Origin of the sequence: Herbaspirillum rubrisubalbicans (assembly GCF_003719195.1) — a bacterium.
GTDB lineage: Bacteria > Pseudomonadota > Gammaproteobacteria > Burkholderiales > Burkholderiaceae_D > Herbaspirillum > Herbaspirillum rubrisubalbicans.
This window is the reverse complement of the sequence record NZ_CP024996.1, coordinates 2549367-2570496: the sequence shown is the minus strand read 5'-3', so window position 1 is coordinate 2570496 and position 21130 is coordinate 2549367. Positions and strand designations below refer to the sequence as shown.

The window sequence follows — 21130 nt, the reverse complement described above, 5'->3', positions numbered from 1 at the left end:
TCTCAGTCGGCCGGGCGCAGCTTCCTGACCTCGGCATCGGGCAATTGCAGCGTCGCACCGTCGACATAGGTGAAGCTGGTCATGATGCCTTTGCCGTCCTTGAGGCCAGTGCGACCGACGAAGGCGCCCAGGGTGGACTGATGGTCTTGCGGACGATAGACGATGGAGGCCACCGGCGTGTCCACCTTCAGGCCCGAGAAGGCGACCGAGAGCTTGTCGGCATCGGTGCTGCCGGCCTTCTTGATACCGGCGGCAATCGACATCAGGGCGCTATATCCGACCAGCGAGCCATTGCGGGGGTAGTCGTTGTACTTCTTGCGGTAGGCCTCGACGAACTTCTTGTGCTCGGGCGTGTTGATGGCGTACCAGGGATAGCCGGTGACGATCCAGTTCTGCGGCGCTTCGCTCTTCAGTGGATCAAGGTATTCCGGTTCGCCGGTCAATAGCGACACCACCTCGACGTTGTCGAACAGGCCGCGGGTATTGCCTTCGCGCACGAACTTGCCGAGGTCGGCGGCAAAGAGTGCATTGAAGATGGCCTCCGGCTTGGCATCGGCCAGGGCCTGGGTGACGGCGCCGGCATCGATCTTGCCCAGCGGAGGGGCTTGTTCAGCCACGAATTCGATATCCGGCTGGGCTTGCTTCATCATGGCCTTGAAGCTGGCCACGGCCGACTGGCCGTATTCATAGTTGGGATAGACGATGGCCCAGCGCTTCTTCTTGAGCTTGACCGCTTCCTTGACCACGGCGGCGACCAGCATGGTGGTGGAGGGACGCAGGCGATAGGTGTACTTGTTGCCGTTCTGCCAGACGATCTTGTCGGTCAGCGGCTCGGCCGCCAAGAAGAACACCTTGTGCTGCTTGGCGTAGTCGGTCAGCGCCAGGCCGGTGTTGGAGAGGAAGCCGCCGAACAGCAATGCCACCCGTTCACGCGCCATCAATTCTTCGGCCACACGGACCGAGTCGCCGGGGTTGCCGTTGTCGTCGCGGGCAATCACTTCCAGCTTCTTGCCCAGCACGCCGCCGGCGGCATTGACTTCATCGAGCGCCATTTCCCAGCCACGGCGATACGGTTCGAGGAACGCCGGCTGCGCCTTGTAGCTGTTGATCTCGCCGATCTTGATGCTGTCTTGCGCCAGGGCAATGCCGGAAGAAAAATTCAGTATGGTCGCGACACCGGCCCACAGCAGGCCGCGCTGGAAGTTGAAATGGTTCACGTCATTCCCTTCTGATGAGAGTGCCCGGCCCGCTTGAGCGCGCGGGGCGGGCGTAATGATAACCGCTGGCGCCGGCGTGTGCAGATTACTTCACACGCTGTTTTTCCAGCTTGCGCGCCAGGGTACGACGGTGCATACCGAGGCGACGCGCGGTTTCGGAGATGTTGAAATCGGTATCTACCAACACCTCGTGGATGCGTTCCCATTCCAGGGTCTTGATGGAGGTGGCACGGGCGGGCAATTCCAGCTCGGCCACGCCGGCCACATGACCGAAGGCGGCTTCGATGTCATCGGTGTTGGAGGGCTTGGCCAGGTATTGGCAGGCGCCCAGCTTGATGGCTTCGACCGCCGTGGTGATGCTGGCAAAGCCGGTCAGCACCACGATGAGCATGTGCTCGTCGTGGGCGTGCAGCATCTGCACACAGGCCAGGCCGGACGCATTGCCGCCCAGCTTGAGGTCGACCACGGCATAGCCGGGATGATGGTCTTTGAGATGAGCCGCCGCTTCTTCCTGGTTGGCGGCCAGCAAGACCGTGTAGCCACGCCGCTCGAAGGAGCGCCCCAGGGTGCGTGCGAAAGCGGCATCGTCCTCGATGATCAGAAGCAGGCGATCAGCCGGCATGTTGCATTTCCTATTTCTTCTACTTTCCCGAAGGCGCTATTGTAAGGCGATACGGCACCGGGCATGGGCGGCACCTGAAGAAAAAGGAAATGATGTCAGTCAAAGACGCGTCAGGCCTGGCTTGCGGTACATCAAGCAGGGCCGGGAAAGTCCCCGTGCTCGCCGCTTTCCAGGCTGATGGCCGACAAGGGCAGCTCCAGCGTGACCCGGGCGCCGCCACCGTCGAGATTGCTGGCCCATACCCGCCCGCCCAGCTTGCGCGCCACATTGACCACGAAGAACAAGCCCAGCCCGCGTCCCGGCTTGCCCTTGGTGGATTGGTAGGGCTTGCCAATCTGGTTGATCATCCAGTCCGGGAAACCGGGCCCCTGGTCGCTCACTTCCATGAGCAGCAAGTCCCCTTCCCTGCGCACCTGCAACGCCAGCCACTGGGGCGAGACTTCGAAGGCATTGTCCAGCACATTGCCCAGCATCTGCTTGATGGCCGAGTCGAAGGCGACCGGCACATCCTGTTCGATCAGGTTGCGATACTCGAACACCTCCACCGGCCGTGTCTTGCGCCAGTCCTCGGCCACGCTGTCGAGGAAGGTGTTGAGGGTGGTCTTGATGGAGGACTCGCCGCGCGCCTGCCCGGCCGAGAGCAAGACGCCGCTGACGATGGACTTGCAGCGCTGCAACTGCGCTTCCATCTCGCTGATGTCGTCCAGCATGTCGGGACGCTGGCTGATTTCGGGCATCCGCTTCCAGTCGCCCAGGATGACCGAGACGGTGGCCAAGGGCGTACCCAGTTCATGCGCCGCGCCCGAGGCCAACAGGCCCATGCGCACGATGTGGTCTTCCTCGGCGGCACGCTGGCGCAGGTCGGCCAGCAAGGCGTCACCGGCGCGCAGGTTACTGCTGATGCGGGTGATGAAGAACACCATCAGCCCAGCATTGAGCAGGAAGCAGATCAGCGTGCCTTCCACGTACAGGCTCAAGAGGCCCGCGTTATGGTCCGGCGGCAGCGGCAGCGGTTCGGAAAACAGCGCCAGCCCGGCCAGGCAGAGCATGGTCACGCCGACGATGGCCCAGCTCGACCAGGGCTTCAGGAGCACCGCCGAGAGGATGATCTGCATCAGGTAGAGAAAGGCGAAGGGATTGGTGATGCCCCCGCTCAAGTAGAGCTGGAAGGTCAGCACCGCCACATCCACCAGCAAGGCCAGGAACAGTTCGGCATTGGTGGCGATGCGGCGCTCATGCCAGCGCAGGTGGCTGGCGATATTGAAGGCGATCAGGCAGGACAGCACCTCCAGCATGTGCGGCAATGGCAGGGGCAGCTCGAACACCAGCACCACGAAGGCAATCGTGGAGACCTGCCCCAGCACGGCCAGCCAGCGCAACTGGATCAGCAGCAGCATATTCTGGTGGCCGGCCGGATTCTGCTCGCCCTGGCGCAGGCGCTGCCAGCGCTCGCGCAGGGTCTTGCGCTTGGCGAAGGTATCGGTGGTGCTCACGGATCAGCCCTTGGCTTGCGCGTCCTGGATGCGCTGGCGCCAGCGGCGTTCATCACGGATCACCCAATAGCCGGCGCCCAGCGACATCAGGGCCAGGGCATACCAGGTCAAGGCATAGACCAGATGGCTGTTGTGGAAGGCGATCACGGTCAGGCCGCCGACCGGCTTCTGGGCATCCGGCGCCACTGCGGCATCGGCCTGGGCCGAGGCCTGGTCGGCATCGATGAAGTACGGCGCCACCTTGCCCGGCTCCAATCCACGGGCCTGGGCGATGGCCTTCACGTCACGTGAATACCAGCGGTTCTGGGCCGCATCATTGCTGCGCAGGAAACCGCCGCCCTGCTCGCTCATGCGTAGCAGGCCGGTGACCTCGGTGGCTTGATCGGCCGGTGCATCAGGCAGATGGAGCTCAGCCAGCTTGATCGGCGAGGTCGAGACAAAGCCGCGATTGACCAACACCACCACGCCATCGGCCATCTGCAGCGGGGTCAGCAGCCAGGAGCCGCTGCCCAGGTCGGTGCTGGCTTGCACCGCTACGGTCTTGCTGTAGAGATAGCGGCCGCGCAGGTCCACGCGCTTGTATTCGTCACGCTCAGCCGACACCTGCGGCCAATCCTGCGGGCCAGGCGGCGCCGTGGGAGCGGCATGGACGCGGGCATCGACCTTGGCGATCAGGTCGAGTTTCCATTGCAGGCGATAGACCTGCCAGGTGCCGAGGGCGGCGAACACCAGAAAGAAAAATCCCGCCAAAAGGGTCAGCAACAGCAAGCTGGCCTTTGTGCGGGATACCGGGACGGCTGACGCCGTCCCGCTTTCTTTGCCTTGCGTCACGCCATGAGGTGGCGTCGGGCTCATTTCGATTGGTCTGCGCCGTGTTGCATACCTTGCATACCCTGCATCGACTGCGGAACAGTTTCAGTGGGCATGTTTTCCGGCGACATGGTCGGCATCATGTTGTGGTTCAGGTGATACATGACCCACAGCGAACCGGACAGGGCGATGACCACGATGACGATGGTAAAGATCATCGCCAGCATGTTCCAGCCGCCTTCGGACTTGCCGTTCATGTGCAGGAAGTACTTGATATGCACCACGATCTGCACGGCAGCGAAGACCAGCAGCACGATACCCAGGGTAGCCGAGCTGGAGATGGTCTTGTGCATCACCATCCAGAACGGGATCGCGGTCAGGATCACGGCCAGCACGAAGCCGGTGACGTAATCCTTCATCGTGCCGTGGGCGGCGAGGCTGCCATGACCATGATCGTGGCCATGGTCGTCGTGCTGGCCCATCGGGCGGGCCGGGTGTTCTTGGTGGCCGCGGCTCATGGCAGGACTCCCATCAGATAAACAAAGGTGAAGACGCCGATCCAGACCACGTCCAGGAAGTGCCAGAACATCGACAGGCACATCAGACGACGACCATTGGCTTCGGTCAGGCCGTGCTTGTTGATCTGGAACAGCAGCACGACCAGCCAGATGATGCCGAAGGTCACGTGCAGACCGTGGGTACCGACCAGCGCGAAGAACGAGGTCAGGAAGCCGCTACGGGACGGGCCTGCGCCTTCGTGGATCAGGTGCAGGAACTCATAGAGTTCGAAGTAGATGAAGCCAGCACCGAGCAGACCCGTGATGATCAGCCAGAAGATGGTGTTCTGCTGCTTCTTGGCCTGCATGGCCAGCATGGCAAAGCCGTAGGTGATCGACGACAGCAGCAGCAGCGCGGTGTTGAGCGCCACCAGCGGCAGGTCGAACAGTTCGGCCCCGGTCGGACCGCCGGCATAGTTGCGGCCGAGGACGGCATAGCACGCAAACAGGCAGGCGAAGATCAGACAATCGCTCATCAGGTAGATCCAGAAGCCCAGCAGGGTGCCGTTCTCCGGATGGTGATGGCGGACGAAATAGCGCGAGCTAGGCGTCGCGTCGGCCGTGTGGTTGATTGCTTCAGACATGGCTATTCAACAGACGTGTGCGCTCTGCTTCGACACGGACGACTTCGTCGGCCGGGATGTAGTAGTCGCGGTTGTAATTAAAGGTGTGGATGATGGTGGCAGCGATCATTGCAACGAAGATCACCACGGCCGGCAGCCACATGTGCCAGATCAGGGTAAAGCCCAGCACTGCCGCCAATGCCGCGATGATGAAGCCGGCACCGGTGTTCTTGGGCATGTGGATTTCCACGAAGTCACCCAGCGGACGCTGATACTTGTTCTTCTTCATGTCAGCCCAGGCGTCGTTGTCATGCACGACCGGGGTGAAGGCGAAGTTGTAGGCCGGCGGCGGCGAGGAAGTGGACCATTCCAGGGTACGCGCATCCCACGGGTCGCCGGTGACATCGGCCAGCTTCTTGCGATCGCGGATGGACACGGCGATCTGGATGATGAACGAACCGATACCCAGGGCGATCAAGCCAGCGCCGATGGCGGCGACCACGAACCAGATCTGCAGCGACGGATCGTCGAAGTGGCTCATGCGGCGGGTCACGCCCATCAGGCCCAGCACGTACAGGGGCATAAAGGCCAGGTAGAAGCCGACCAGCCAGAACCAGAACGAGCACTTGCCCCAGAATGCATTGAGCTTGAAGCCGAAGGCCTTGGGGAACCAGAAGTTGATGCCGGCGAACATGCCGAACACCACGCCGCCGATGATGACGTTGTGGAAGTGGGCGATCAGGAACAGCGAGTTGTGCAGCACGAAGTCAGCAGGAGGAACGGCCAGCAGCACGCCGGTCATACCGCCGATGACGAAGGTGACCATGAAACCAATGGTCCACAGCATCGGCACTTCGAAGCGGATGCGACCACGGTACATGGTGAAGAGCCAGTTGAAGATCTTGGCACCGGTCGGGATCGAGATGATCATCGTGGTGATGCCGAAGAAGGAGTTCACGCTGGCGCCCGAACCCATGGTGAAGAAGTGGTGCAGCCACACCAGGTAGGACAGGATGGTGATGACCACCGATGCATACACCATGGAGGTGTAGCCGAACAGGCGCTTGCCGCTGAAGGTCGAGACGATTTCAGAGAACACGCCGAAGGCCGGCAGAACCAGGATGTAGACCTCGGGGTGACCCCAGATCCAGATCAGGTTCACGTACATCATGGCGTTGCCGCCCATGTCGTTGGTGAAGAAGTTGGTACCGAACACACGGTCCAGCGACAGCATGGCCAGCACAGCGGTCAGCACCGGGAAGGCGGCGATGATCAAGACGTTGGTGCAGAGCGAAGTCCAGGTGAAGACCGGCATCTTCATCATGTTCATGCCCGGGGCGCGCATCTTGACGATGGTCACCACCAGGTTGATCCCTGATAGCAATGTCCCGACCCCGGCCACCTGCAAGGCCCAGATGTAGTAATCCACCCCCACGTCCGGGCTGTACAGGATGCCCGACAGCGGCGGGTAGGCCAGCCAGCCGGTGCGGGCGAATTCGCCCACGAACAGCGAAGCCATCACCAGCAGCGCGCCGAAGGTGGTCATCCAGAAGCTGAAGTTGTTGAGGAACGGGAAGGCCACGTCGCGTGCACCGATCTGCAGGGGCACGACGTAGTTCATCAGACCGGTCACCAGGGGCATGGCCACGAAGAAGATCATGATCACGCCGTGGGCGGTGAACACCTGGTCATAGTGGTGCGGCGGCAGGAAGCCGGCGTTGTCACCGAAGGAGATGGCTTGCTGGGCACGCATCATCAAGGCATCGGCAAAGCCGCGCAGCAGCATGACGATGGCCAGCACGATATACATGATACCGATGCGCTTGTGGTCGATACTGGTGAACCAGTCGCGCCACAACATGCCCCACAGGCGATATTTGGTGAGCAGGCCCAGTACCACTATGCCGCCCAGCGCCACCATGGCGAAGGTGCCGAGCAGGATCGGCTCATGGTATGGAATGGCTTCCAGACTGAGGCGACCGAAGATCAGCTTTATCAGGTCAAAATTGTCAGACATCTTTACTTCCCGGGGAAAAAGGAAATTGGGGCGCAGCGGTGCTCTGCTGCGCTGATACGGCTACCAGGCAAGGAAATCATTCGGCCTTTTGCTGGCCCGGTTTCACGTTCAGGTCGGTGGCCATCATCTTGTCCATGCAAACCGTGTTGGGCGCTACGCAACGGTTCACGATGGCGTGGAACAGATTGGGCTCGATGCTGCCGATGAGGCGGGCAGGCTCACGTTCGCTCGGCTGTTCCAGCTTGAGGTACTCGGCACGGTCCAGCTTGCCGGCACCGGCCTTGGCCTTTTGCACCCAGGCGTCGAAGCCAGCCTGGTCCAGGCCGTGGAACTTGAAGCGCATGTGCGAGAAACCGGCGCCACTGTAGTTGGCCGAGAAACCGTCATATTCGCCAGCCTTGTTGATGACCGCGTGCAGCTTGGTTTCCATGCTGGGCATGGCGTAGATCTGGCCAGCCAGTGCGGGAATGTAGAAGGAGTTCATCACGTTGGAGGCCGTGATCTTGAATTCGATGGGAACATCCACCGGCGCGGCCAGCTCATTGACGGTAGCGATGCCTTGCTCTGGATAGATGAACAGCCACTTCCAGTCCAGCGCCACCACTTCCACCACCAGCGGCTTGACCTGGGGCGCCAACGGACGCTCGGCGTCGATGCGCGAGAGCGGACGGTACGGGTCCAGGGTGTGGGTGGTAATCCAGGTCAACAGGCCCAGGGCGATGATGATCAGCAGGGGTGCGCCCCAGATGATCAGTTCCAGGCGGGTCGAGTGATCCCAGTCCGGCTCGTAGGGAGCAGAAGTGTTGCTCTTGCGATAACGCCATGCGAACAGCAGCGTCAGGATGATCACCGGAACGATGATGAGCAGCATCAACGCGGTCGAGATGATGATCAGGCGTGCTTGCTGGTTAGCGATGTCGCCGGAAGGATTCATCACGACGGTGTTGCACCCAGCCAACAGAATCGCAGGAAGCAGGAGCAATCCGCGACGGAGGATTTGAGAAACCATGAAGGAAAATTCCAGTCGTATGTATCAGAGCGTGGTAATGTAACGCCAATAAAGTGTGTTGGCGATTGGACGTTTTGTCCCACCCTGTCACTTGCCACCTGCCAGGTTGGGATTAGTAGTACGTACTGCGACTAAACCTCTAACAGTGGGAGACAAAGCCATGGCAAGCACCAGCATCCACGACGGCCAAGGTTCCGGCCAATTCAGACAGCAATCCGAGCACCCTTCCACTTCCCACGAGCACGGCGCGATCGAGCCCGGTGAGATCGCGGTTGGCGTGGTGATCGGACGGGCCTCCGAATACTTCGACTTCTTCGTCTATGCACTGGCATCGGTCCTGGTGTTCCCGATGCTGTTCTTTCCCAACGCACCCAGGCTGGAAGGCACGCTCTACGCCTTCGTGATCTTTTCCTTCGCCTTCCTGGCCCGCCCCATCGGGACGACCATCTTCATGGCGATTCAAAAACACTACGGCCGCGAGGTAAAACTGACGCTGGCGTTGTTCATGCTCGGCTTTTCGACGGCCGGAATTGCTTTATTGCCAACTTATGACCACATTGGTGTGTGGGCCATCATCTTGCTCTCGCTATTGCGCGTCGGTCAAGGGCTGGCCTTGGGTGGTGCCTGGGATGGCCTGCCTTCCTTGCTGGCCATGAACGCCCCGCAGAACAAGCGCGGCTGGTATGCGGCCCTGGGGCAGTTGGGCGCACCGCTGGGCTTCATCGTGGCCGCCAGCCTGTTTGCCTACATGCTCTCCAACCTGAGCTCGGCCGACTTCCTTGAATGGGGCTGGCGCTATCCCTTCTATGTCGCCTTTGCCATCAACGTGGTGGCCCTGTTCTCGCGCCTGCGCCTGGTCTCGGCCCCGGAATACGCCAAGCTGCTGGATGAACGCGAACTGGAACCGGCCGGCGCGGTCGAGCTGGTCACCACCCAGGGCCGCAACATCATCATCGGCGCCCTGGCCGCGCTGGCCAGCTATGCCCTGTTCCACCTGGTGACGGTATTCCCGCTGTCGTGGGTGAAGTTGTATTCACTGCGTGAAGCCACCGACTTCCTGGTGGTGCAGATCTGGGGTGGCGTCATCATGGCTGCGGGCATCGTGGTCTCGGGCCTGATTGCCGACCGCTTCGGCCGCCGCAATACGCTAGGTACCATGGCCCTGCTCATTGCCATCCTGTCGGCCTTCGTACCGACCCTGATGAATGGAGGCGAATCCGGCCAGAACACCTTCATCCTGATCGGCTTCGCCCTGCTGGGCTTGTCCTATGGTCAGGCAGCCGGTGCCGTGACGGCCAACTTCAAGACCCGCTATCGCTATACGGGTGCCGCCCTGACCTCCGATCTGGCCTGGCTGGTCGGTGCCGGCTTCGCCCCGCTGGTGGCTTTGGGCCTGTCGGCGCACTTCGGCATGGCTTATGTGAGCTTCTACCTGCTCTCGGGGGCGGTAGGTTCACTGGCGGCGCTGAGTCTGAACCGGGCGCTGGAAGCGCGGGATGACTGAACTGCGCTGAACCAGCGCTGCTGAAGTGAAAACCCGGAAGGTGACTTCCGGGTTTTTTATTGGCTTTAGCCGATGATGTTCCCATCCAACAGGACGTCGGGATAACTTGGCAGCAAGTCCTGATCCGTAAGCCTGACCTCGATATCGTGGGCGATTCGCACATGGTCAGGGTTGTCTATATCGAAAATCGCATCTGCCACGCTGATGATGATCGTCCCTAACAGGCGGCCGGCAGCATTGTGGACGGGCTCTAGTCTTCCGGCTTCAGGCACTTGAGCAGGGGAAAGACTCAGTGGTAGATAGAGCATCCAACCGGCGCTGGGCTTATCGAAGAACACCGGCTTGTAACGAACAGGCTGCACGAACATTGCACTTGGAGAAAAGAGCTTCGCGGATTCTTTCAAGGCCTCCACGATGGAAGCAGGACCTGGCCAGCGATCCATATCATCCACCGTCAGACTGATATTTTCCGGCGTTGCGCGCCGATGATGATATTGATCGGAGAAACTGGCACTCTTCCCTTCTCCAACTGACCGTTCCAGAAGCAGAGATAGCGTGGATCGTCCGGCTCGTGATTGCGGTGGAACTCACGATAATAGGCCAACGCCGACGTGCCTGGTACACCACCCTCAAAGACTGGATATCTAAACGAGCCCTCTTCATCCCCCGTTGCGACCAGCCAATGCTCCAGCTTCATCCATTCATCGTGCTTGCCCCATTCAGACAAGAGGGTAGCTGCGGCCCTCATTCGCTCAACAAGACTGATGCGCGGCTCCACTGCTGGATAAAAAATCTCTATCTCAAAAGGTTTCATTGAATTGCTCACGGTTGGTATGTGACGCGAATGAAGAGGCCAAGCCTAGCGTTCGATACACTCGCCAACATCATTCAGATCAAGAGGGCGAAAATAGCAGATCGGGATAACGAGGCAGCAAATTCTGGTCAGTGAGCCTTACCTCGATATCGTGAGCGATTCGCACGTGGTCCGGGTTGTCGATATCGAAAATCGCATCTGCCACGCTGATGATGATTGTCCCGATCAGACGGCCATTAGCATCGTGGACAGGCTCCAGTCTCGCGGCCTCCGGCACTTGCATGGACGATAGTTGCAGGGGCAAGTAGAGCATCCACGCAACGCTGGGCTTGTCGCGAAATACCGATTGATAGGTTGCAGGCTGCACAAAGAGCACTCTCGGCGCATAGAGTCGAACCGCAACTTCAATTATCTGCACCACCCCAGCCGCGTTCCAGGCAGACATATCTGGAACAGAAAGGGAAAGGATTTCGGGCGCCCCATCCTCATGATTGAACTGATAAGCAATGCTGGCACCTTCCCCTTCTTCCATCACGCCATTCCAAAGCGTGACATGTCGGCAAGAGGAAGCCGGCTCTCCTCGATAACGTTCGCGAAAATAAGCGATCAAGGCATCAGAAACCTTTTTCTCATCGAACACAGGATAACGAAAAGAGCCATCTATATCACCCGTCGCCAATAGCCAATTCTGTGGTCGCAAAGTCCGGTCTTGCTCACCTAATTTCAGAAAAATTTCATAGAGTGTTTCCAAGCGTTGAGCCAGGTCCTTTGCAACTGGCGGCGCAGGGAAGAGGATTTGAATGTCGAATGGCTGCATGATGTTAGATGTTGGGTCAAGGTAGATGGACCATTTGAATGGTCGGCGAAATCTGTGCGATAAAAGGAGCCATGTATTGGAAACACAAGGGATCCTGGAAATACCATCGCAATTGCACTGGTGGGCGCGGCATTGCAACCTCATGCTGCTTGCGAACCTTCTCAATCATTTCACTCATGATTTCCCGTTGAAAGGCGTACCTGAACTTATTCGGAGCGACAAAAAACTGGTCATATGCCGCCTTCGCCTCCATCAGCAAACATTCAGCCGGCTTGAATCCATCGAATTCCCGTTTTTTATATTTCCATTCAGTCAAAAACAGTGGCCCGGAAGGCATCCCGGTCACGCGGGCCTGATATTCCATCCATGATTTGTGTTCCTGGAACTGCTTGACGATAAGCTCCCCCGCCAGCGGCGGACAATCCCGACACTTATCGCGCGAAGCCGCATCCACCTCGGCCTTGGCCAGCGGTGAACTTTTGGCGTTCTCCGCCTCCGTGCGTCGCATCTCGATTTCCTCTCCAGCCACCACACCCCCTGCCCCACCCACGGCACGAGACATCCAGCGCTTGATCACGGGTAGCGCGCGTTGCGCCGCAGCGCGCCCGAGTTGAACGGCAGTGGCCGCCATTATTTTTTCTCCTTCATGCGTTGCAGTTCGTTGGTAAAAATGGCGTCGAAGTCGTCCAGCCTCTGTTCCGGCGTCGCCCCCGGTTTGCTCAGGTAGCAGCGAATCAGTTCGTCGCCGAACAAGCCCGGCGCCCCGGCCTCCAGGGTCATCATGTAGAGCAGATGCGACGTCGAGGTGAAACCGATGGCGCGGCCTCGCTCAAAGGCCGTGCGCATCCGTTCCACCACCTCGGCTCGGCCGGGGTCGCTGCGCATCTCTTCATGAGCCGCAAGGTACTGGTCAGCGGCGGCGGCAATGAAGTGTTGGGTATCGCTTTCCAGAAACTGCTGGTATTGCTCAGGGCTGAGTTCAATCATGATCACGTCCAATATGAACGGGACGGCCGTCCAGCAGAAAATGCCATTCCCGGATGGAGTCAAAGAAGCTCATGCGCTGCGCCTCATCGAGCCGCCGCGCCAGCGTCGCCAGCACGCGCGGATCCCAATACCGGACCAGGGCCGAACGGCCATCCGGCAAATGAAGATCCAAGCGCGCCTGCAATTGTTGAGCGAGTTCAGCCGTGCCAAGCGCTGCATAGAGCCAGGAAACAGACGGCCTGCCGCGCTCCAGGGCAAGCAACTGTTGGCAAAACGCCTCGGATTGCCATTGCACCGCCAGCAACCAGGGGCCACTGTCGATGAGTGACTCTTCTTCAGTCCCGTCGAACAAGCCCCATGCGCCCGGCTGGTCAGCCAAGCGCTCCGCAAAGTCCATCTCTGCGTAGTGAAATCCGTCGACCAGTACATGCAGGTGCTCACCCGGCAACGGCTCCGGCAAGGGTTTGATCCGGCCATGCAGCCATGACGCACTCATGTGCGCACCATCAAGCTCTGGCCAGACTGCGCTGCGGCAGCCAGGCAAGGCAGACAAATGGAAGAAGACGAAGAAGACGCTGGCGAGACCATCCGGTCATTGCCGCTGGCAGCCGCCTCAGCAGGCGCAGCCTGGCCAGCAGCTTGGCCCTCCGAGTGGGTGGCCACGCCCTGGCTGGCAATGAGCGTGGCACCACAGGCCGTGCGATCCCCGTCGCGCGCGGGTGCCTGCCCTCTGGACTTCATATCGCCCGCACCGGATGTGATAGGAAATGTCCCCTTGCATTTGGGACAGCTGGTCAAGTCGCCGACCCGCGCGACGGCCTTGCCATGAACGAGAAATGTCTGGTCGCCAGTGATGACCGTGCCACCATGACTGGTCTTGTCACCGACAACGATGAATGCCTGCCCCATGCGACTCTCCTTGCCAGCGCCTCTGCTGGAATTGATGAGCCGCTTCGAGTCGCAGCAAGGAGAATGACTCCCCGCCCAATTCAATCACCCGGTAAAAATCGAAATTCTACGAGCCTCAAGCCGGCGTGCCGGCATTGAGCACCTCATGCACGAAACGCAGCTTCTCCAGCACCGGCGTAGTCAAGGTGAAGGGATAGGAATCCGGCATCCCGATGCTGCGGTTCAGGCTGTTGAGCACATAGGTCAAGGCGAACCACTCGCGAACCAGCTCATCGAAGGAGCCCGCAGCCACGGGCGGCGCCTTGATCACCAGCTTCTGTTCGCCCTCGTGCCGCGGCCGCAACTGCACGCCGCAGGCATAGGCGGTCTCCAGCGTATCGAACATATGAAGATAATGGGCCCAGGTCTCGGCCCAGTCTTCCCAAGGGTGGCTGCTGGCATAGGCGCTGACGAAGTTTTCTTCCCAGTCGGGGCGCGGGCCGTTTTCGTAATGGGTTTTCAGGGCCGCGCCGTAGTCCTGGCGTTCGTCGCCGAACTTTTGTCGGAAAGGTGCCAGCCACTCGCTCGGCGCCACCAGCCGGTCGAAATAGTAATGTCCGCTCTCATGCCGGAAATGCCCCAGCAGCGTGCGATAGGGCTCGGCCATCTGCTCGCGCGCCTGCTCCCGATAGGCCGGATCGGCCTCGGCGATGTTGATGGTGATGACGCCATCGGCGTGCCCCGTCAGCACCCGTTCGCCATGCGGCTGGTCCTGCAGGAACTCGAAGGCCAGACCCGTTTCTTCATCTTCCATCTTCGGCACCGGCTGCAAGCGCAAGGTCCACAGCGAATGCAGCAGGCGCCGCTTGGCCGTTTCCAGACGGCTCCAGAGCACGCGGTTATTTCCTTCATCCAGCGTCGGAATCACCCGGGTCAGGCGGCAGGAGGCGCACAGCTCATGCGCTTCGCGCGCGTCGAGCATCCAGTTGCAGATGTTCTCGCGCCAATAGTTCAGGCATTGCTTGAATACCCGGCCTTCATTGTCCGGCCTGACGCTACGCCAGCGGCCTGGCCCTGGCCCGGGCTCGGCAGCCACCTCTTGAGCCGGCGGCGCATCCGGCTCCAATGGCAAAAAGCTGGCAATGGCCTGCAACTCGGGCTGATAACCCAGCATCCACCCGCAATTGCCGCAGACGGTGTTTTCAAAGAAGACTTGCAGGCCGCAATTGTCGCAATGGAAGGTTTTCACTGGCGCGCCCCCTATTCCTTGTCGTTGATATCGCTGCCACCAGGCAGAGGTGGCGTTCGGAAATTGGAACGACCAGGGCTCGATACGTTCCTGCACCTGGCAAGCTTGGCAGGTGCAAGTGTCTTCGAGGATGTCCACTCATGACAACAACAAGTTGTCGATGAGCTTCTAAATTGCTACTATCGCGGTCAAGGAGATGGCATTCCTCCTCTAACCGCCACCAACTTCACGTTGGGGCTGATGATGCCTACAGTGACCTGGCACCCCGGGGCTGTAGGCGTTCGCCTTGATGCTTCGCGCACCGCTCCGTGTGCCAGGACGATCCACTCGACCCCTGGTTCACATGAAACATTTCAAATACCCGGAACAGCTCTACCTGCTGCCCTACATCGCCAAATGGTGCCTCATCGCCTGCCTGATCGCGGTCCTGGCGGGCTCGGCCTCGGCCTTTTTCCTGTTTTCGCTGGAATACGCCACCCAGTGGCGCGAGGCGCACCCCTGGATTCTCTGGCTGCTGCCGCTGGGCGGCTTTGCGGTCGGCTGGCTGTACCTGCATACCGGCAAGCCGGTGGAAGCCGGCAACAACCTGCTCATCGATGAAATCCATGACCCCAAGAAGGTGATCCCGCTGCGCATGGTACCGCTGGTGTTGTTCGGCACCGTCATGTCGCACCTCTTCGGCGCCTCGGTGGGCCGCGAAGGCACGGCCGTGCAGATGGGCGGCGCACTGGCCGACCAGTTGACCCATGTACTGCGCCTGCGCCAGGAAGAGCGCCGCCTGCTGCTCATGGCCGGTATCAGCGCCGGCTTTGCCTCGGTGTTCGGCACGCCGATGGCCGGCGCCCTGTTCGGTCTGGAAGTACTGGCCATCGGCCGGATGCGTTACGACGCCATCCTGCCCTGCTTCGTCTCGGCCATCGTGGCCGACCAGGTCGGCCTGGCCTGGGGCGTGCATCACACCCACTACGCCATGAGCGGCAGCGCGCCCATCGCCTGGTGGAGCGTGGGTGCAGTCATCGTCGCGGGGGTGGTCTTCGGCCTGGTCGGCATGGTGTTTGCCAACAGCACCCACCGCCTCTCTGCCTTCATGAAGCGCCACGTCAGCTACGCCCCGCTGCGCCCCTTCATCGGCGGGCTGGTGGTGGCCCTGGCGGTCTGGGCGGTGGGCACGCATCGCTACATCGGCCTGGGCATCCCGGTCATCGTGGAAGCCTTCCAGCATCCCCTGGCGCCCTGGGATTTCCTGGGCAAGATGCTCTTCACCGTGACCTCGCTGGGTACCGGCTTCAAGGGCGGCGAAGTCACGCCCCTGTTCTACATCGGCGCCACCCTCGGCAACGCCATGGCCCCGCTGCTGCATCTGCCCTTCTCGATGCTGGCTGGCATCGGCTTCGTGGCCGTGTTTGCGGGCGCGGCCAACACACCGATTGCCTCCACCATCATGGCCATCGAACTGTTCGGCCCGGACATCGGCCCCTTTGCCGCCCTGGCTTGCGTGGTGGCCTATCTGTTCTCGGGGCATACCGGCATCTATCATGCGCAACGCGTGAGCCAGACCAAGCACGTTCCGCTGCCGGAAGGCATCAAGATCGCCGAGGTCAACGCCTACAAGACCCAGCGCAAGCGTGAGCTGGAACAGGCGGCTGCCGAGGGAGGCAATGCGCCATGAATGACATCACCGTACTGCGGCTGTACTTCCCGCTGGCCGCGCGCGCCCGGGCGACCCGTTTCTGGCACCGCCTGTCGGCCCCGGCCCTGGCCCGGCACCTGGTGGCCGTGGCCCATCGTGCGGGCATCGCCCAGGTCACCTTGCAGCCCATCAGTGCCGGTTATCTACCGGGCGAAAAGATGAGCCATCTCCATCCCGAGGTCAGCGCCATGCGTCATCCGCAGTGCCTGGAATTGCTGGACAGCGAAGCGCGCCTGCGCCGCTTCCTGCACGATCACCGGGAGGAACTGGACAAGGTCAGGGCGGTGCTGTTGAGCTGCGAGTTGCCGCTGGAGCAGTCGTGACGGTTGCCGGCGGTTGCTAGGGATAGGGATGCTGGAAGAATTGTTCACCTTGCTCGGTGAAGGCTTGGCGCAGAGGCCGCGGGATGGGCGCGAGCGGTCTTATCCTGCGTGAAACTTCAGCTTAAGCATCAAAAACAAGCTCCCTCGATATGGCCACGAACCACATGAGAGAGCTTGCAGATGGTAGGCAATACATCGCTCCCGTGTTGCCAAGATTACTGCTGCAGATGTGCCTTGTTGGCTGCGTCAATCTGCTCCTCGGCTACCTTGGCAAGCATCCTGCTCGTGGTGATTGCCAAGCGCAGCAGCGCCCCTCTATCCACTGCGCTCAGTAATGGTCTATCGTCGCTAGCTTCGATTTCGTTGAACTCCATCAGGGACAGCAGCGTTGCCATTCCATTGCCCACATCGTGGGCGTATTCGACAAGCATCTTCTTCTCGGAGGGAGGAACTTCGGTGTGGTGCCAGGAGAAAGACTTGAATAAGCGTGCGCGGGACACTTCTGACGTTTGAGTATCAGGCATATTGCCTCCTTGGGTCGTGGTGAGAAAACCCGCCGTGGGGCGGAAAGTCGCCTTGGGTGAATTCGAGTCGCCAAACCCGGGCCCATTTCTAATGGGTACTGAAGAATAGCAAGCGTGAAAAGGATGCGTCAACGCATACCATTCACCCGCCCCCGCTGCGCGAACGCGCGATAATTCACCTCAGCGAGTACAACCCCGACCGCCCATCGATGCCGCAGCCCGCCTGCCCCAGGAGCCCCCATGCCCACCGCCCCAAGCTTCACCCGCACCGTCCGCCACCCCGGCCCACCCGAGCCCGAGCGCATCGTCTCGCTCGCGGGCCAAGCCATGCATCTCGACTTCACCCTGCAAGCCGGCCTGAACCTGCGCGACGCCATCAGCCTGCCGCTGGCGCGTGCGGGTCTGGCGGGCGGCACCGTGCGCTTTGCCAATCTGCCACTGACTGCATTGCATTTCCTCATGCCCGCGCTGGCCGTAGATGAGCAGCACGCCGCCTTCTACAGCGCGCCCCATGCCATCGAAGAAGGCACCGTCATCGAGTACGCCTGTGCCACCTATGGTCGCAAGGAGGGCGAACCCTTCGTGCATTGCCATGCCGTCTGGCACGGTCGCGACGCTCAGCGCCAGGGTGGGCATCTGATGATGGAAAAGACCATCGTGGGCGCCGCCACGCCGGCGCAGGCCTGGGGCTTGCATGACGCCACCATGGCTACCCGCCATGACCCGGAAACCAATTTCACCCTGTTCTACCCGACCCGGCTATCCGAGCAGGCCGCCGCTGCGAGCGGCAAGCGCGTGGTACTGGCCCGCATCCGCCCCGACCAGGATTTGACGATGGCGGTCGAACAAGCCTGCGCCGCCCATGGCATCCGCAATGCCATCGTGCGCGGTAGCGTGGGCAGCATCATCGGCGCCGAGTTCGAGGATGGGCGGGTGCTGGAGGACCGCGCCACCGAAATCCTCATACGTGCCGGTGAAGTGCGCAATGGCGTGGGTCGACTGGATATCGGGCTCATCAATCCGCAAGGCCAGGTCTGCGAAGGCGTGCTGGCGCGGGGCTGCAATCCGGTCTTGATCTGCTTTGAGCTGGTGTTGGAAGAGCTGTGACGCCAAGCACCCTTTATCGTCAGAGGGAGACTTTTGAAACCTCATCACGAAGTCAAACGGCCCGCATCACTGCAGGCCGTTCCAATCAAGCTTAAACGGGAAACCCAGGCTTATCCCGCGGCCGCCTCCATCAAGCGCCCACCAGCTTCTTGAAGGTCGGCAATACCGCCTCGCCCTTGAACGGCTTGACGATCCACCCCTTGATGCCAGCCGCCTTGCCGCGTTCCTTCATGATGGGAGAGTTCTCGGTGGTGAGCATGATGATGTTCACGCTGGCATTGCCCAGTTCGCTGCGGATCTTTTCGGCCATGGTCAGGCCATCCATGTTGGGCATGTTCACGTCCGAGACCACCAGTTTGATGGACGGGTCGCCCTTGAGTTTGTTGAGGCCATCGCGTCCGTCCACGGCCAGCGCTACGTCCAGGCCGTTCTTCTTGAGGAAGTCGCCTACTTCGGCGCGCACGGTGCTCGAATCGTCCACTACCAGGATTTGTGCCATCTTGAATTCTCTTTCTTCACTAGGGGGGAGGTTACAGGGGGGAATCGTGTCAGAACAGCTCCAGCTCGCCCGATTCGAACAGGTCTTCTACCGAGATCTGGTTTTCGATGAAGTCTTCCGGTGACCATGAGAGGTTGAAGATGAAGCGTTGCAGCAGCACCAGCGGGGCATCATCGCCATCGCCCTTACGCAGCAGGTACTTGAAGCACAGTTGCGCATCTTCCGAACCGAAGGAAATGTAGCGGTGCTGATGGTTGATGATGATGGGCACCTGGCTCAACTGCTGGATCGGCTGGCTCTGGTTGATGAAGCGGTTCTTGAACCAGCCCCAGATCAGGTTGGTCAGTTCGCCCAGGGCATTGTTGAGATTGCGGAAGTCGCCCGACTCTTCGGGGGCCAGCGCCTGTAGCGTCTTCTGTTCGGCCTGCAGCATCATGTAGCCACGGCACCAGCTGCTTTCCAGCGGAATCAAGGTGAACACTTCGCCGAAGATGATGCGGTCGCGCACCAGGTAAGGCTGTTCGATCTCCACGCTCATGCCAGGGAACTGGCGCTCCAGCACCATGCGGCTGATCTCGGCGATGCCGCGCACCAGCGCGTTGGGATAGCGCTGACTGAAGATGGATGCCGCCACGGCCGGAGCCAAGGCGTCGATATCCTCGATGCGATAGACCGCACTGAACAGTTCGCTGTCGCGTTCGGCCAGCGGGGTATCGGCGCTTTCCCGGCGGCGACGCAGGAAGATGGGTAATTCAGGGCGGACTTCGCGAATGCGGCGCGCCAGTCCCAGGCCGCCGCCACCTTCGCCCAGGCCGGCCAGGCTTTCGGAGAGCATGATGCCGCCCAGGTCGACGTTGCTGCGCAAGACCGCCATCACGTGTTCTTCATGGGCCTTGAGGCCGACTAAGTGGTGACGTTCGCAGAAGGACTTGATGGTGGCGTAGCAATCGGTGTCGCGGTCCAGCACCAGGACTTTGCTGGTGATGGTGTTGTCGAGGCTGGCAGTGGCGTCCATGATGGTAGAGGTTCCCCGGGTCGTTGAAATGTCAGAACAGTTCCAGCTCGCCCGTGGTATCGACCTGTTCCTCGACCGAGACGGCAAAGTCCAGGTGGTCGTAGGCCGAGATGCACAGCGAGACGTGAAAGCGCGGCGCGTCCGCCAGGTCGATGGCGAAATGCCGCACGTGTGCGCAGTCGAGCTTTTGCAGGTAGGCCACACACTGGGTGTCGATAACGTTGGGCGTGGACATGCCCAGGTGCGGGAAGAAGCGCCCCAGCTCACGGTTGAAGATGCCGCAGCACAGGTTGCCGCATTCGGCGATGGCGTCCATGAAGGCTTGCTCGCCCATCTCGGCCGGGTTAGCCCGGGTGAGTCGGGCAAAATGCCCACGGGTAGCGGCGTCCGGGGTGAAGTGGAACATCACCATCAGACGAAACAGGTAAGAGGAAATGGTGAGCACCACCATCTTCTTCTCGACGATGGCGGCGACGTCGTCCAATACCGTGATCTCGGCACTGGCCTCAGACGGCACCAGGCTGCTGCGCAAGGCCTGCTGCAGCAAGGTATCGAAACCATCGCGCGCAGCAGCACTGATGCGTTGGTCAGGGATGCTCTCGGCCACCGCCTGCAGTTCGCTCATGTCATTGGCGCTCATGCCGCTTGGGCCAGGGCATCCCTGGTTTTCTTGTTGATCAGGTCCAGGCCGATGACGGCGCCCATGATCATCTTGCCGCCGGCCTGCAGGTCCTGGAAGGTGGTGGTGGTGATCAGGTCGTTCTGGTACAGGTTGTCACGATAGCTCTTGGACAGCTTCTCGGCGCGCTGCGCCAGGTCACGCACTTCCTGCGCCACCACGGCAAAGCCGCGGCCATGTACCCCGGCGCGGGCGGCCTCGATGGAGGCGTTCAGGGCGACGATGACGACCTGGTTGACGATCAGGGCAAACTCGTCATTCTTGCGGTGCATCTCGCGGTTGTGGGCGATGAGCTCGTTCATGTCATCGTGCCAGCGCTCGAAGGTACGCACCAGGCCCAGCAGCTTGCTGATGGTGTCCTGGGAATCGTCGCAGTTCTGCTTTACCCGCGAGAGGTGGTCCGATTGCTGGCTGGACAGGCGCGCCAGCATGGCTTCGCTGTCGCGGCGCAGTTCGGCCATGTGGTCTTGCGCGGCCAGGCGCTCTTGTTCAAGGTGCTGCTGGTGTGCGGCCCATTGTTCTTGCTGCTGGACCAGCGCGGCCTGGGCCTGGTCGCGCACCTGCTCCAGTTGAGCAGCGTCGATCAATTGCCGGGCGCGGCGTTTCTGGCGCAACCACAGGGCCGCCATGGGCAAGCCGGCCAGCACGGCGCCCAGCGCCACCAGGAGGATGGATTGGAACATGACTCTCTTCCTACTTCTCTACTTAGATGTCTGAACTCTGAACTCTGATCTCTGATGTCAGAT

Annotated in this window: 25 protein-coding genes and 1 riboswitch; of the genes, 4 read left to right on the top strand and 21 right to left on the bottom strand. The window is 60.7% G+C overall.

The genetic code is table 11. The features are described 5' to 3' along the window. Positions 1 to 2 precede the first annotated feature (2 nt). The 8 genes from RC54_RS11600 to cyoA all read right to left on the bottom strand — a co-directional run bounded on the left by RC54_RS11600 (position 3) and on the right by cyoA (position 8288). Positions 3 to 1190 (bottom strand): ABC transporter substrate-binding protein, encoded by a 1188-nt coding sequence (locus RC54_RS11600; RefSeq protein WP_373281438.1) that lies wholly within the window; start codon positions 1188 to 1190, stop codon positions 3 to 5. Positions 1191 to 1302: 112 nt separating this feature from the next. After that, the gene (locus RC54_RS11595) at positions 1303 to 1839 is read right to left on the bottom strand and encodes a response regulator transcription factor (protein ID WP_058895397.1); all 537 of its coding nucleotides are present in this window, start codon (positions 1837 to 1839) and stop codon (positions 1303 to 1305) included. Positions 1840 to 1970: 131 nt separating this feature from the next. Further along, positions 1971 to 3332 carry an ATP-binding protein gene (locus RC54_RS11590; protein WP_061789153.1) on the bottom strand — a complete coding sequence of 454 codons (1362 nt, stop codon included), beginning with the start codon at positions 3330 to 3332 and terminating at the stop codon, positions 1971 to 1973. Between the two features lie 3 nt (positions 3333 to 3335). Continuing rightward, a complete protein-coding gene (locus tag RC54_RS11585; RefSeq protein ID WP_058895395.1) occupies positions 3336 to 4187 on the bottom strand; it encodes an SURF1 family protein in 852 nt (283 codons plus the stop codon). Beyond that, complete coding sequence (gene cyoD / locus RC54_RS11580) at positions 4184 to 4660, bottom strand: cytochrome o ubiquinol oxidase subunit IV (RefSeq protein WP_058895394.1); 477 nt, start codon at positions 4658 to 4660, stop codon at positions 4184 to 4186. The genes RC54_RS11585 and cyoD overlap by 4 nt, the downstream gene beginning before the upstream one ends. Continuing rightward, a complete protein-coding gene (cyoC, locus tag RC54_RS11575; RefSeq protein ID WP_017453466.1) occupies positions 4657 to 5283 on the bottom strand; it encodes a cytochrome o ubiquinol oxidase subunit III in 627 nt (208 codons plus the stop codon). Before cyoC ends, cyoD begins: the two co-directional genes overlap by 4 nt. Further along, positions 5276 to 7279: a cytochrome o ubiquinol oxidase subunit I gene (gene cyoB / locus RC54_RS11570; protein WP_058895393.1), complete on the bottom strand. Its 2004-nt coding sequence runs from the start codon at positions 7277 to 7279 to the stop codon at positions 5276 to 5278. The genes cyoC and cyoB overlap by 8 nt, the downstream gene beginning before the upstream one ends. Before the next feature lie 76 nt (positions 7280 to 7355). Then, the gene (gene cyoA / locus RC54_RS11565) at positions 7356 to 8288 is read right to left on the bottom strand and encodes a ubiquinol oxidase subunit II (protein ID WP_017453468.1); all 933 of its coding nucleotides are present in this window, start codon (positions 8286 to 8288) and stop codon (positions 7356 to 7358) included. Between the two features lie 160 nt (positions 8289 to 8448). Between cyoA and RC54_RS11560 the strand changes: the two genes are divergently transcribed. Continuing rightward, positions 8449 to 9792 (top strand): MFS transporter, encoded by a 1344-nt coding sequence (locus RC54_RS11560; protein WP_017453469.1) that lies wholly within the window; start codon positions 8449 to 8451, stop codon positions 9790 to 9792. A gap of 65 nt (positions 9793 to 9857) precedes the next feature. Here RC54_RS11560 and RC54_RS25725 read toward each other — a convergent pair whose 3' ends face one another. The 8 genes from RC54_RS25725 to RC54_RS11525 form a co-directional block, all read right to left on the bottom strand. Beyond that, the gene (locus RC54_RS25725; protein ID WP_244216471.1) at positions 9858 to 10235 is read right to left on the bottom strand and encodes an Imm52 family immunity protein; all 378 of its coding nucleotides are present in this window, start codon (positions 10233 to 10235) and stop codon (positions 9858 to 9860) included. 11 nt (positions 10236 to 10246) lie between these two features. Then, entirely contained in the window at positions 10247 to 10606 is a 360-nt protein-coding gene (locus RC54_RS25720) for a hypothetical protein (RefSeq protein ID WP_244216470.1), read from the bottom strand. A 79-nt stretch (positions 10607 to 10685) separates the two neighbouring features. After that, complete coding sequence (locus RC54_RS11550) at positions 10686 to 11423, bottom strand: Imm52 family immunity protein (protein ID WP_061789154.1); 738 nt, start codon at positions 11421 to 11423, stop codon at positions 10686 to 10688. Positions 11424 to 11439: 16 nt separating this feature from the next. Continuing rightward, complete coding sequence (locus RC54_RS11545; protein WP_082803076.1) at positions 11440 to 12054, bottom strand: Tox-REase-5 domain-containing protein; 615 nt, start codon at positions 12052 to 12054, stop codon at positions 11440 to 11442. After that, a complete protein-coding gene (locus RC54_RS11540) occupies positions 12054 to 12410 on the bottom strand; it encodes a hypothetical protein (RefSeq protein ID WP_061789155.1) in 357 nt (118 codons plus the stop codon). Before RC54_RS11540 ends, RC54_RS11545 begins: the two co-directional genes overlap by 1 nt. Beyond that, positions 12403 to 12906: a DUF4123 domain-containing protein gene (locus RC54_RS11535; RefSeq protein ID WP_244216469.1), complete on the bottom strand. Its 504-nt coding sequence runs from the start codon at positions 12904 to 12906 to the stop codon at positions 12403 to 12405. Before RC54_RS11535 ends, RC54_RS11540 begins: the two co-directional genes overlap by 8 nt. Next, entirely contained in the window at positions 12903 to 13319 is a 417-nt protein-coding gene (locus tag RC54_RS11530) for a PAAR domain-containing protein (RefSeq protein WP_061789156.1), read from the bottom strand. Before RC54_RS11530 ends, RC54_RS11535 begins: the two co-directional genes overlap by 4 nt. Before the next feature lie 115 nt (positions 13320 to 13434). Beyond that, positions 13435 to 14547: a zinc-binding metallopeptidase family protein gene (locus RC54_RS11525; protein WP_061789157.1), complete on the bottom strand. Its 1113-nt coding sequence runs from the start codon at positions 14545 to 14547 to the stop codon at positions 13435 to 13437. Positions 14548 to 14730: 183 nt separating this feature from the next. Beyond that, a riboswitch (Fluoride riboswitch) is annotated at positions 14731 to 14804 on the top strand. An 86-nt stretch (positions 14805 to 14890) separates the two neighbouring features. Between RC54_RS11525 and RC54_RS11520 the strand changes: the two genes are divergently transcribed. Next, the gene (locus RC54_RS11520; protein WP_061789158.1) at positions 14891 to 16216 is read left to right on the top strand and encodes a voltage-gated chloride channel family protein; all 1326 of its coding nucleotides are present in this window, start codon (positions 14891 to 14893) and stop codon (positions 16214 to 16216) included. Continuing rightward, the gene (locus RC54_RS11515) at positions 16213 to 16560 is read left to right on the top strand and encodes a putative PII-like signaling protein (RefSeq protein WP_061789159.1); all 348 of its coding nucleotides are present in this window, start codon (positions 16213 to 16215) and stop codon (positions 16558 to 16560) included. The genes RC54_RS11520 and RC54_RS11515 overlap by 4 nt, the downstream gene beginning before the upstream one ends. Positions 16561 to 16775: 215 nt before the next feature. Here RC54_RS11515 and RC54_RS11510 read toward each other — a convergent pair whose 3' ends face one another. Beyond that, a complete protein-coding gene (locus tag RC54_RS11510) occupies positions 16776 to 17084 on the bottom strand; it encodes a hypothetical protein (protein WP_058895383.1) in 309 nt (102 codons plus the stop codon). Between the two features lie 240 nt (positions 17085 to 17324). Here RC54_RS11510 and RC54_RS11505 point away from each other — a divergent pair, with 240 nt between their 5' ends. Further along, complete coding sequence (locus RC54_RS11505) at positions 17325 to 18191, top strand: PCC domain-containing protein (RefSeq protein WP_061789160.1); 867 nt, start codon at positions 17325 to 17327, stop codon at positions 18189 to 18191. A gap of 130 nt (positions 18192 to 18321) precedes the next feature. Here RC54_RS11505 and RC54_RS11500 read toward each other — a convergent pair whose 3' ends face one another. From RC54_RS11500 to RC54_RS25855, 4 genes are read right to left on the bottom strand one after another with little or no spacing between them, the layout of a single operon-like run. Continuing rightward, positions 18322 to 18690 carry a response regulator gene (locus RC54_RS11500; protein ID WP_017451187.1) on the bottom strand — a complete coding sequence of 123 codons (369 nt, stop codon included), beginning with the start codon at positions 18688 to 18690 and terminating at the stop codon, positions 18322 to 18324. Between the two features lie 49 nt (positions 18691 to 18739). After that, on the bottom strand, positions 18740 to 19705 hold the full coding sequence (locus tag RC54_RS11495) for a chemotaxis protein CheX (RefSeq protein ID WP_058895381.1): 966 nt from the start codon (positions 19703 to 19705) through the stop codon (positions 18740 to 18742). 31 nt (positions 19706 to 19736) lie between these two features. Next, positions 19737 to 20345, bottom strand: coding sequence for a hypothetical protein (locus RC54_RS11490; RefSeq protein WP_058895380.1), 609 nt, complete (start codon positions 20343 to 20345; stop codon positions 19737 to 19739). After that, complete coding sequence (locus RC54_RS25855; RefSeq protein ID WP_058895379.1) at positions 20342 to 21067, bottom strand: methyl-accepting chemotaxis protein; 726 nt, start codon at positions 21065 to 21067, stop codon at positions 20342 to 20344. Before RC54_RS25855 ends, RC54_RS11490 begins: the two co-directional genes overlap by 4 nt. Positions 21068 to 21130 lie beyond the last annotated feature (63 nt).

What these genes read in the sequence shown, in the direction of transcription:
- RC54_RS11545 (WP_082803076.1), bottom strand. Translation starts at nt 12,054, where the DNA reads ATGGCGGCCACTGCCGTTCAACTCGGGCGCGCTGCGGCGCAACGCGCG.
- RC54_RS11490 (WP_058895380.1), bottom strand. Translation starts at nt 20,345, where the DNA reads ATGAGCGCCAATGACATGAGCGAACTGCAGGCGGTGGCCGAGAGCATC.
- RC54_RS11510 (WP_058895383.1), bottom strand. Translation starts at nt 17,084, where the DNA reads ATGCCTGATACTCAAACGTCAGAAGTGTCCCGCGCACGCTTATTCAAG.
- RC54_RS11595 (WP_058895397.1), bottom strand. Translation starts at nt 1,839, where the DNA reads ATGCCGGCTGATCGCCTGCTTCTGATCATCGAGGACGATGCCGCTTTC.
- cyoC (WP_017453466.1), bottom strand. Translation starts at nt 5,283, where the DNA reads ATGTCTGAAGCAATCAACCACACGGCCGACGCGACGCCTAGCTCGCGC.
- cyoB (WP_058895393.1), bottom strand. Translation starts at nt 7,279, where the DNA reads ATGTCTGACAATTTTGACCTGATAAAGCTGATCTTCGGTCGCCTCAGT.
- RC54_RS25855 (WP_058895379.1), bottom strand. Translation starts at nt 21,067, where the DNA reads ATGTTCCAATCCATCCTCCTGGTGGCGCTGGGCGCCGTGCTGGCCGGC.
- RC54_RS11535 (WP_244216469.1), bottom strand. Translation starts at nt 12,906, where the DNA reads ATGAGTGCGTCATGGCTGCATGGCCGGATCAAACCCTTGCCGGAGCCG.
- RC54_RS11505 (WP_061789160.1), top strand. Translation starts at nt 17,325, where the DNA reads ATGCCCACCGCCCCAAGCTTCACCCGCACCGTCCGCCACCCCGGCCCA.
- RC54_RS11515 (WP_061789159.1), top strand. Translation starts at nt 16,213, where the DNA reads ATGAATGACATCACCGTACTGCGGCTGTACTTCCCGCTGGCCGCGCGC.
- RC54_RS25720 (WP_244216470.1), bottom strand. Translation starts at nt 10,606, where the DNA reads ATGAAACCTTTTGAGATAGAGATTTTTTATCCAGCAGTGGAGCCGCGC.
- RC54_RS11495 (WP_058895381.1), bottom strand. Translation starts at nt 19,705, where the DNA reads ATGGACGCCACTGCCAGCCTCGACAACACCATCACCAGCAAAGTCCTG.
- RC54_RS11500 (WP_017451187.1), bottom strand. Translation starts at nt 18,690, where the DNA reads ATGGCACAAATCCTGGTAGTGGACGATTCGAGCACCGTGCGCGCCGAA.
- RC54_RS11530 (WP_061789156.1), bottom strand. Translation starts at nt 13,319, where the DNA reads ATGGGGCAGGCATTCATCGTTGTCGGTGACAAGACCAGTCATGGTGGC.
- RC54_RS11560 (WP_017453469.1), top strand. Translation starts at nt 8,449, where the DNA reads ATGGCAAGCACCAGCATCCACGACGGCCAAGGTTCCGGCCAATTCAGA.
- cyoA (WP_017453468.1), bottom strand. Translation starts at nt 8,288, where the DNA reads ATGGTTTCTCAAATCCTCCGTCGCGGATTGCTCCTGCTTCCTGCGATT.
- RC54_RS11550 (WP_061789154.1), bottom strand. Translation starts at nt 11,423, where the DNA reads ATGCAGCCATTCGACATTCAAATCCTCTTCCCTGCGCCGCCAGTTGCA.
- RC54_RS11520 (WP_061789158.1), top strand. Translation starts at nt 14,891, where the DNA reads ATGAAACATTTCAAATACCCGGAACAGCTCTACCTGCTGCCCTACATC.
- cyoD (WP_058895394.1), bottom strand. Translation starts at nt 4,660, where the DNA reads ATGAGCCGCGGCCACCAAGAACACCCGGCCCGCCCGATGGGCCAGCAC.
- RC54_RS11585 (WP_058895395.1), bottom strand. Translation starts at nt 4,187, where the DNA reads ATGAGCCCGACGCCACCTCATGGCGTGACGCAAGGCAAAGAAAGCGGG.
- RC54_RS25725 (WP_244216471.1), bottom strand. Translation starts at nt 10,235, where the DNA reads ATGGATCGCTGGCCAGGTCCTGCTTCCATCGTGGAGGCCTTGAAAGAA.
- RC54_RS11540 (WP_061789155.1), bottom strand. Translation starts at nt 12,410, where the DNA reads ATGATTGAACTCAGCCCTGAGCAATACCAGCAGTTTCTGGAAAGCGAT.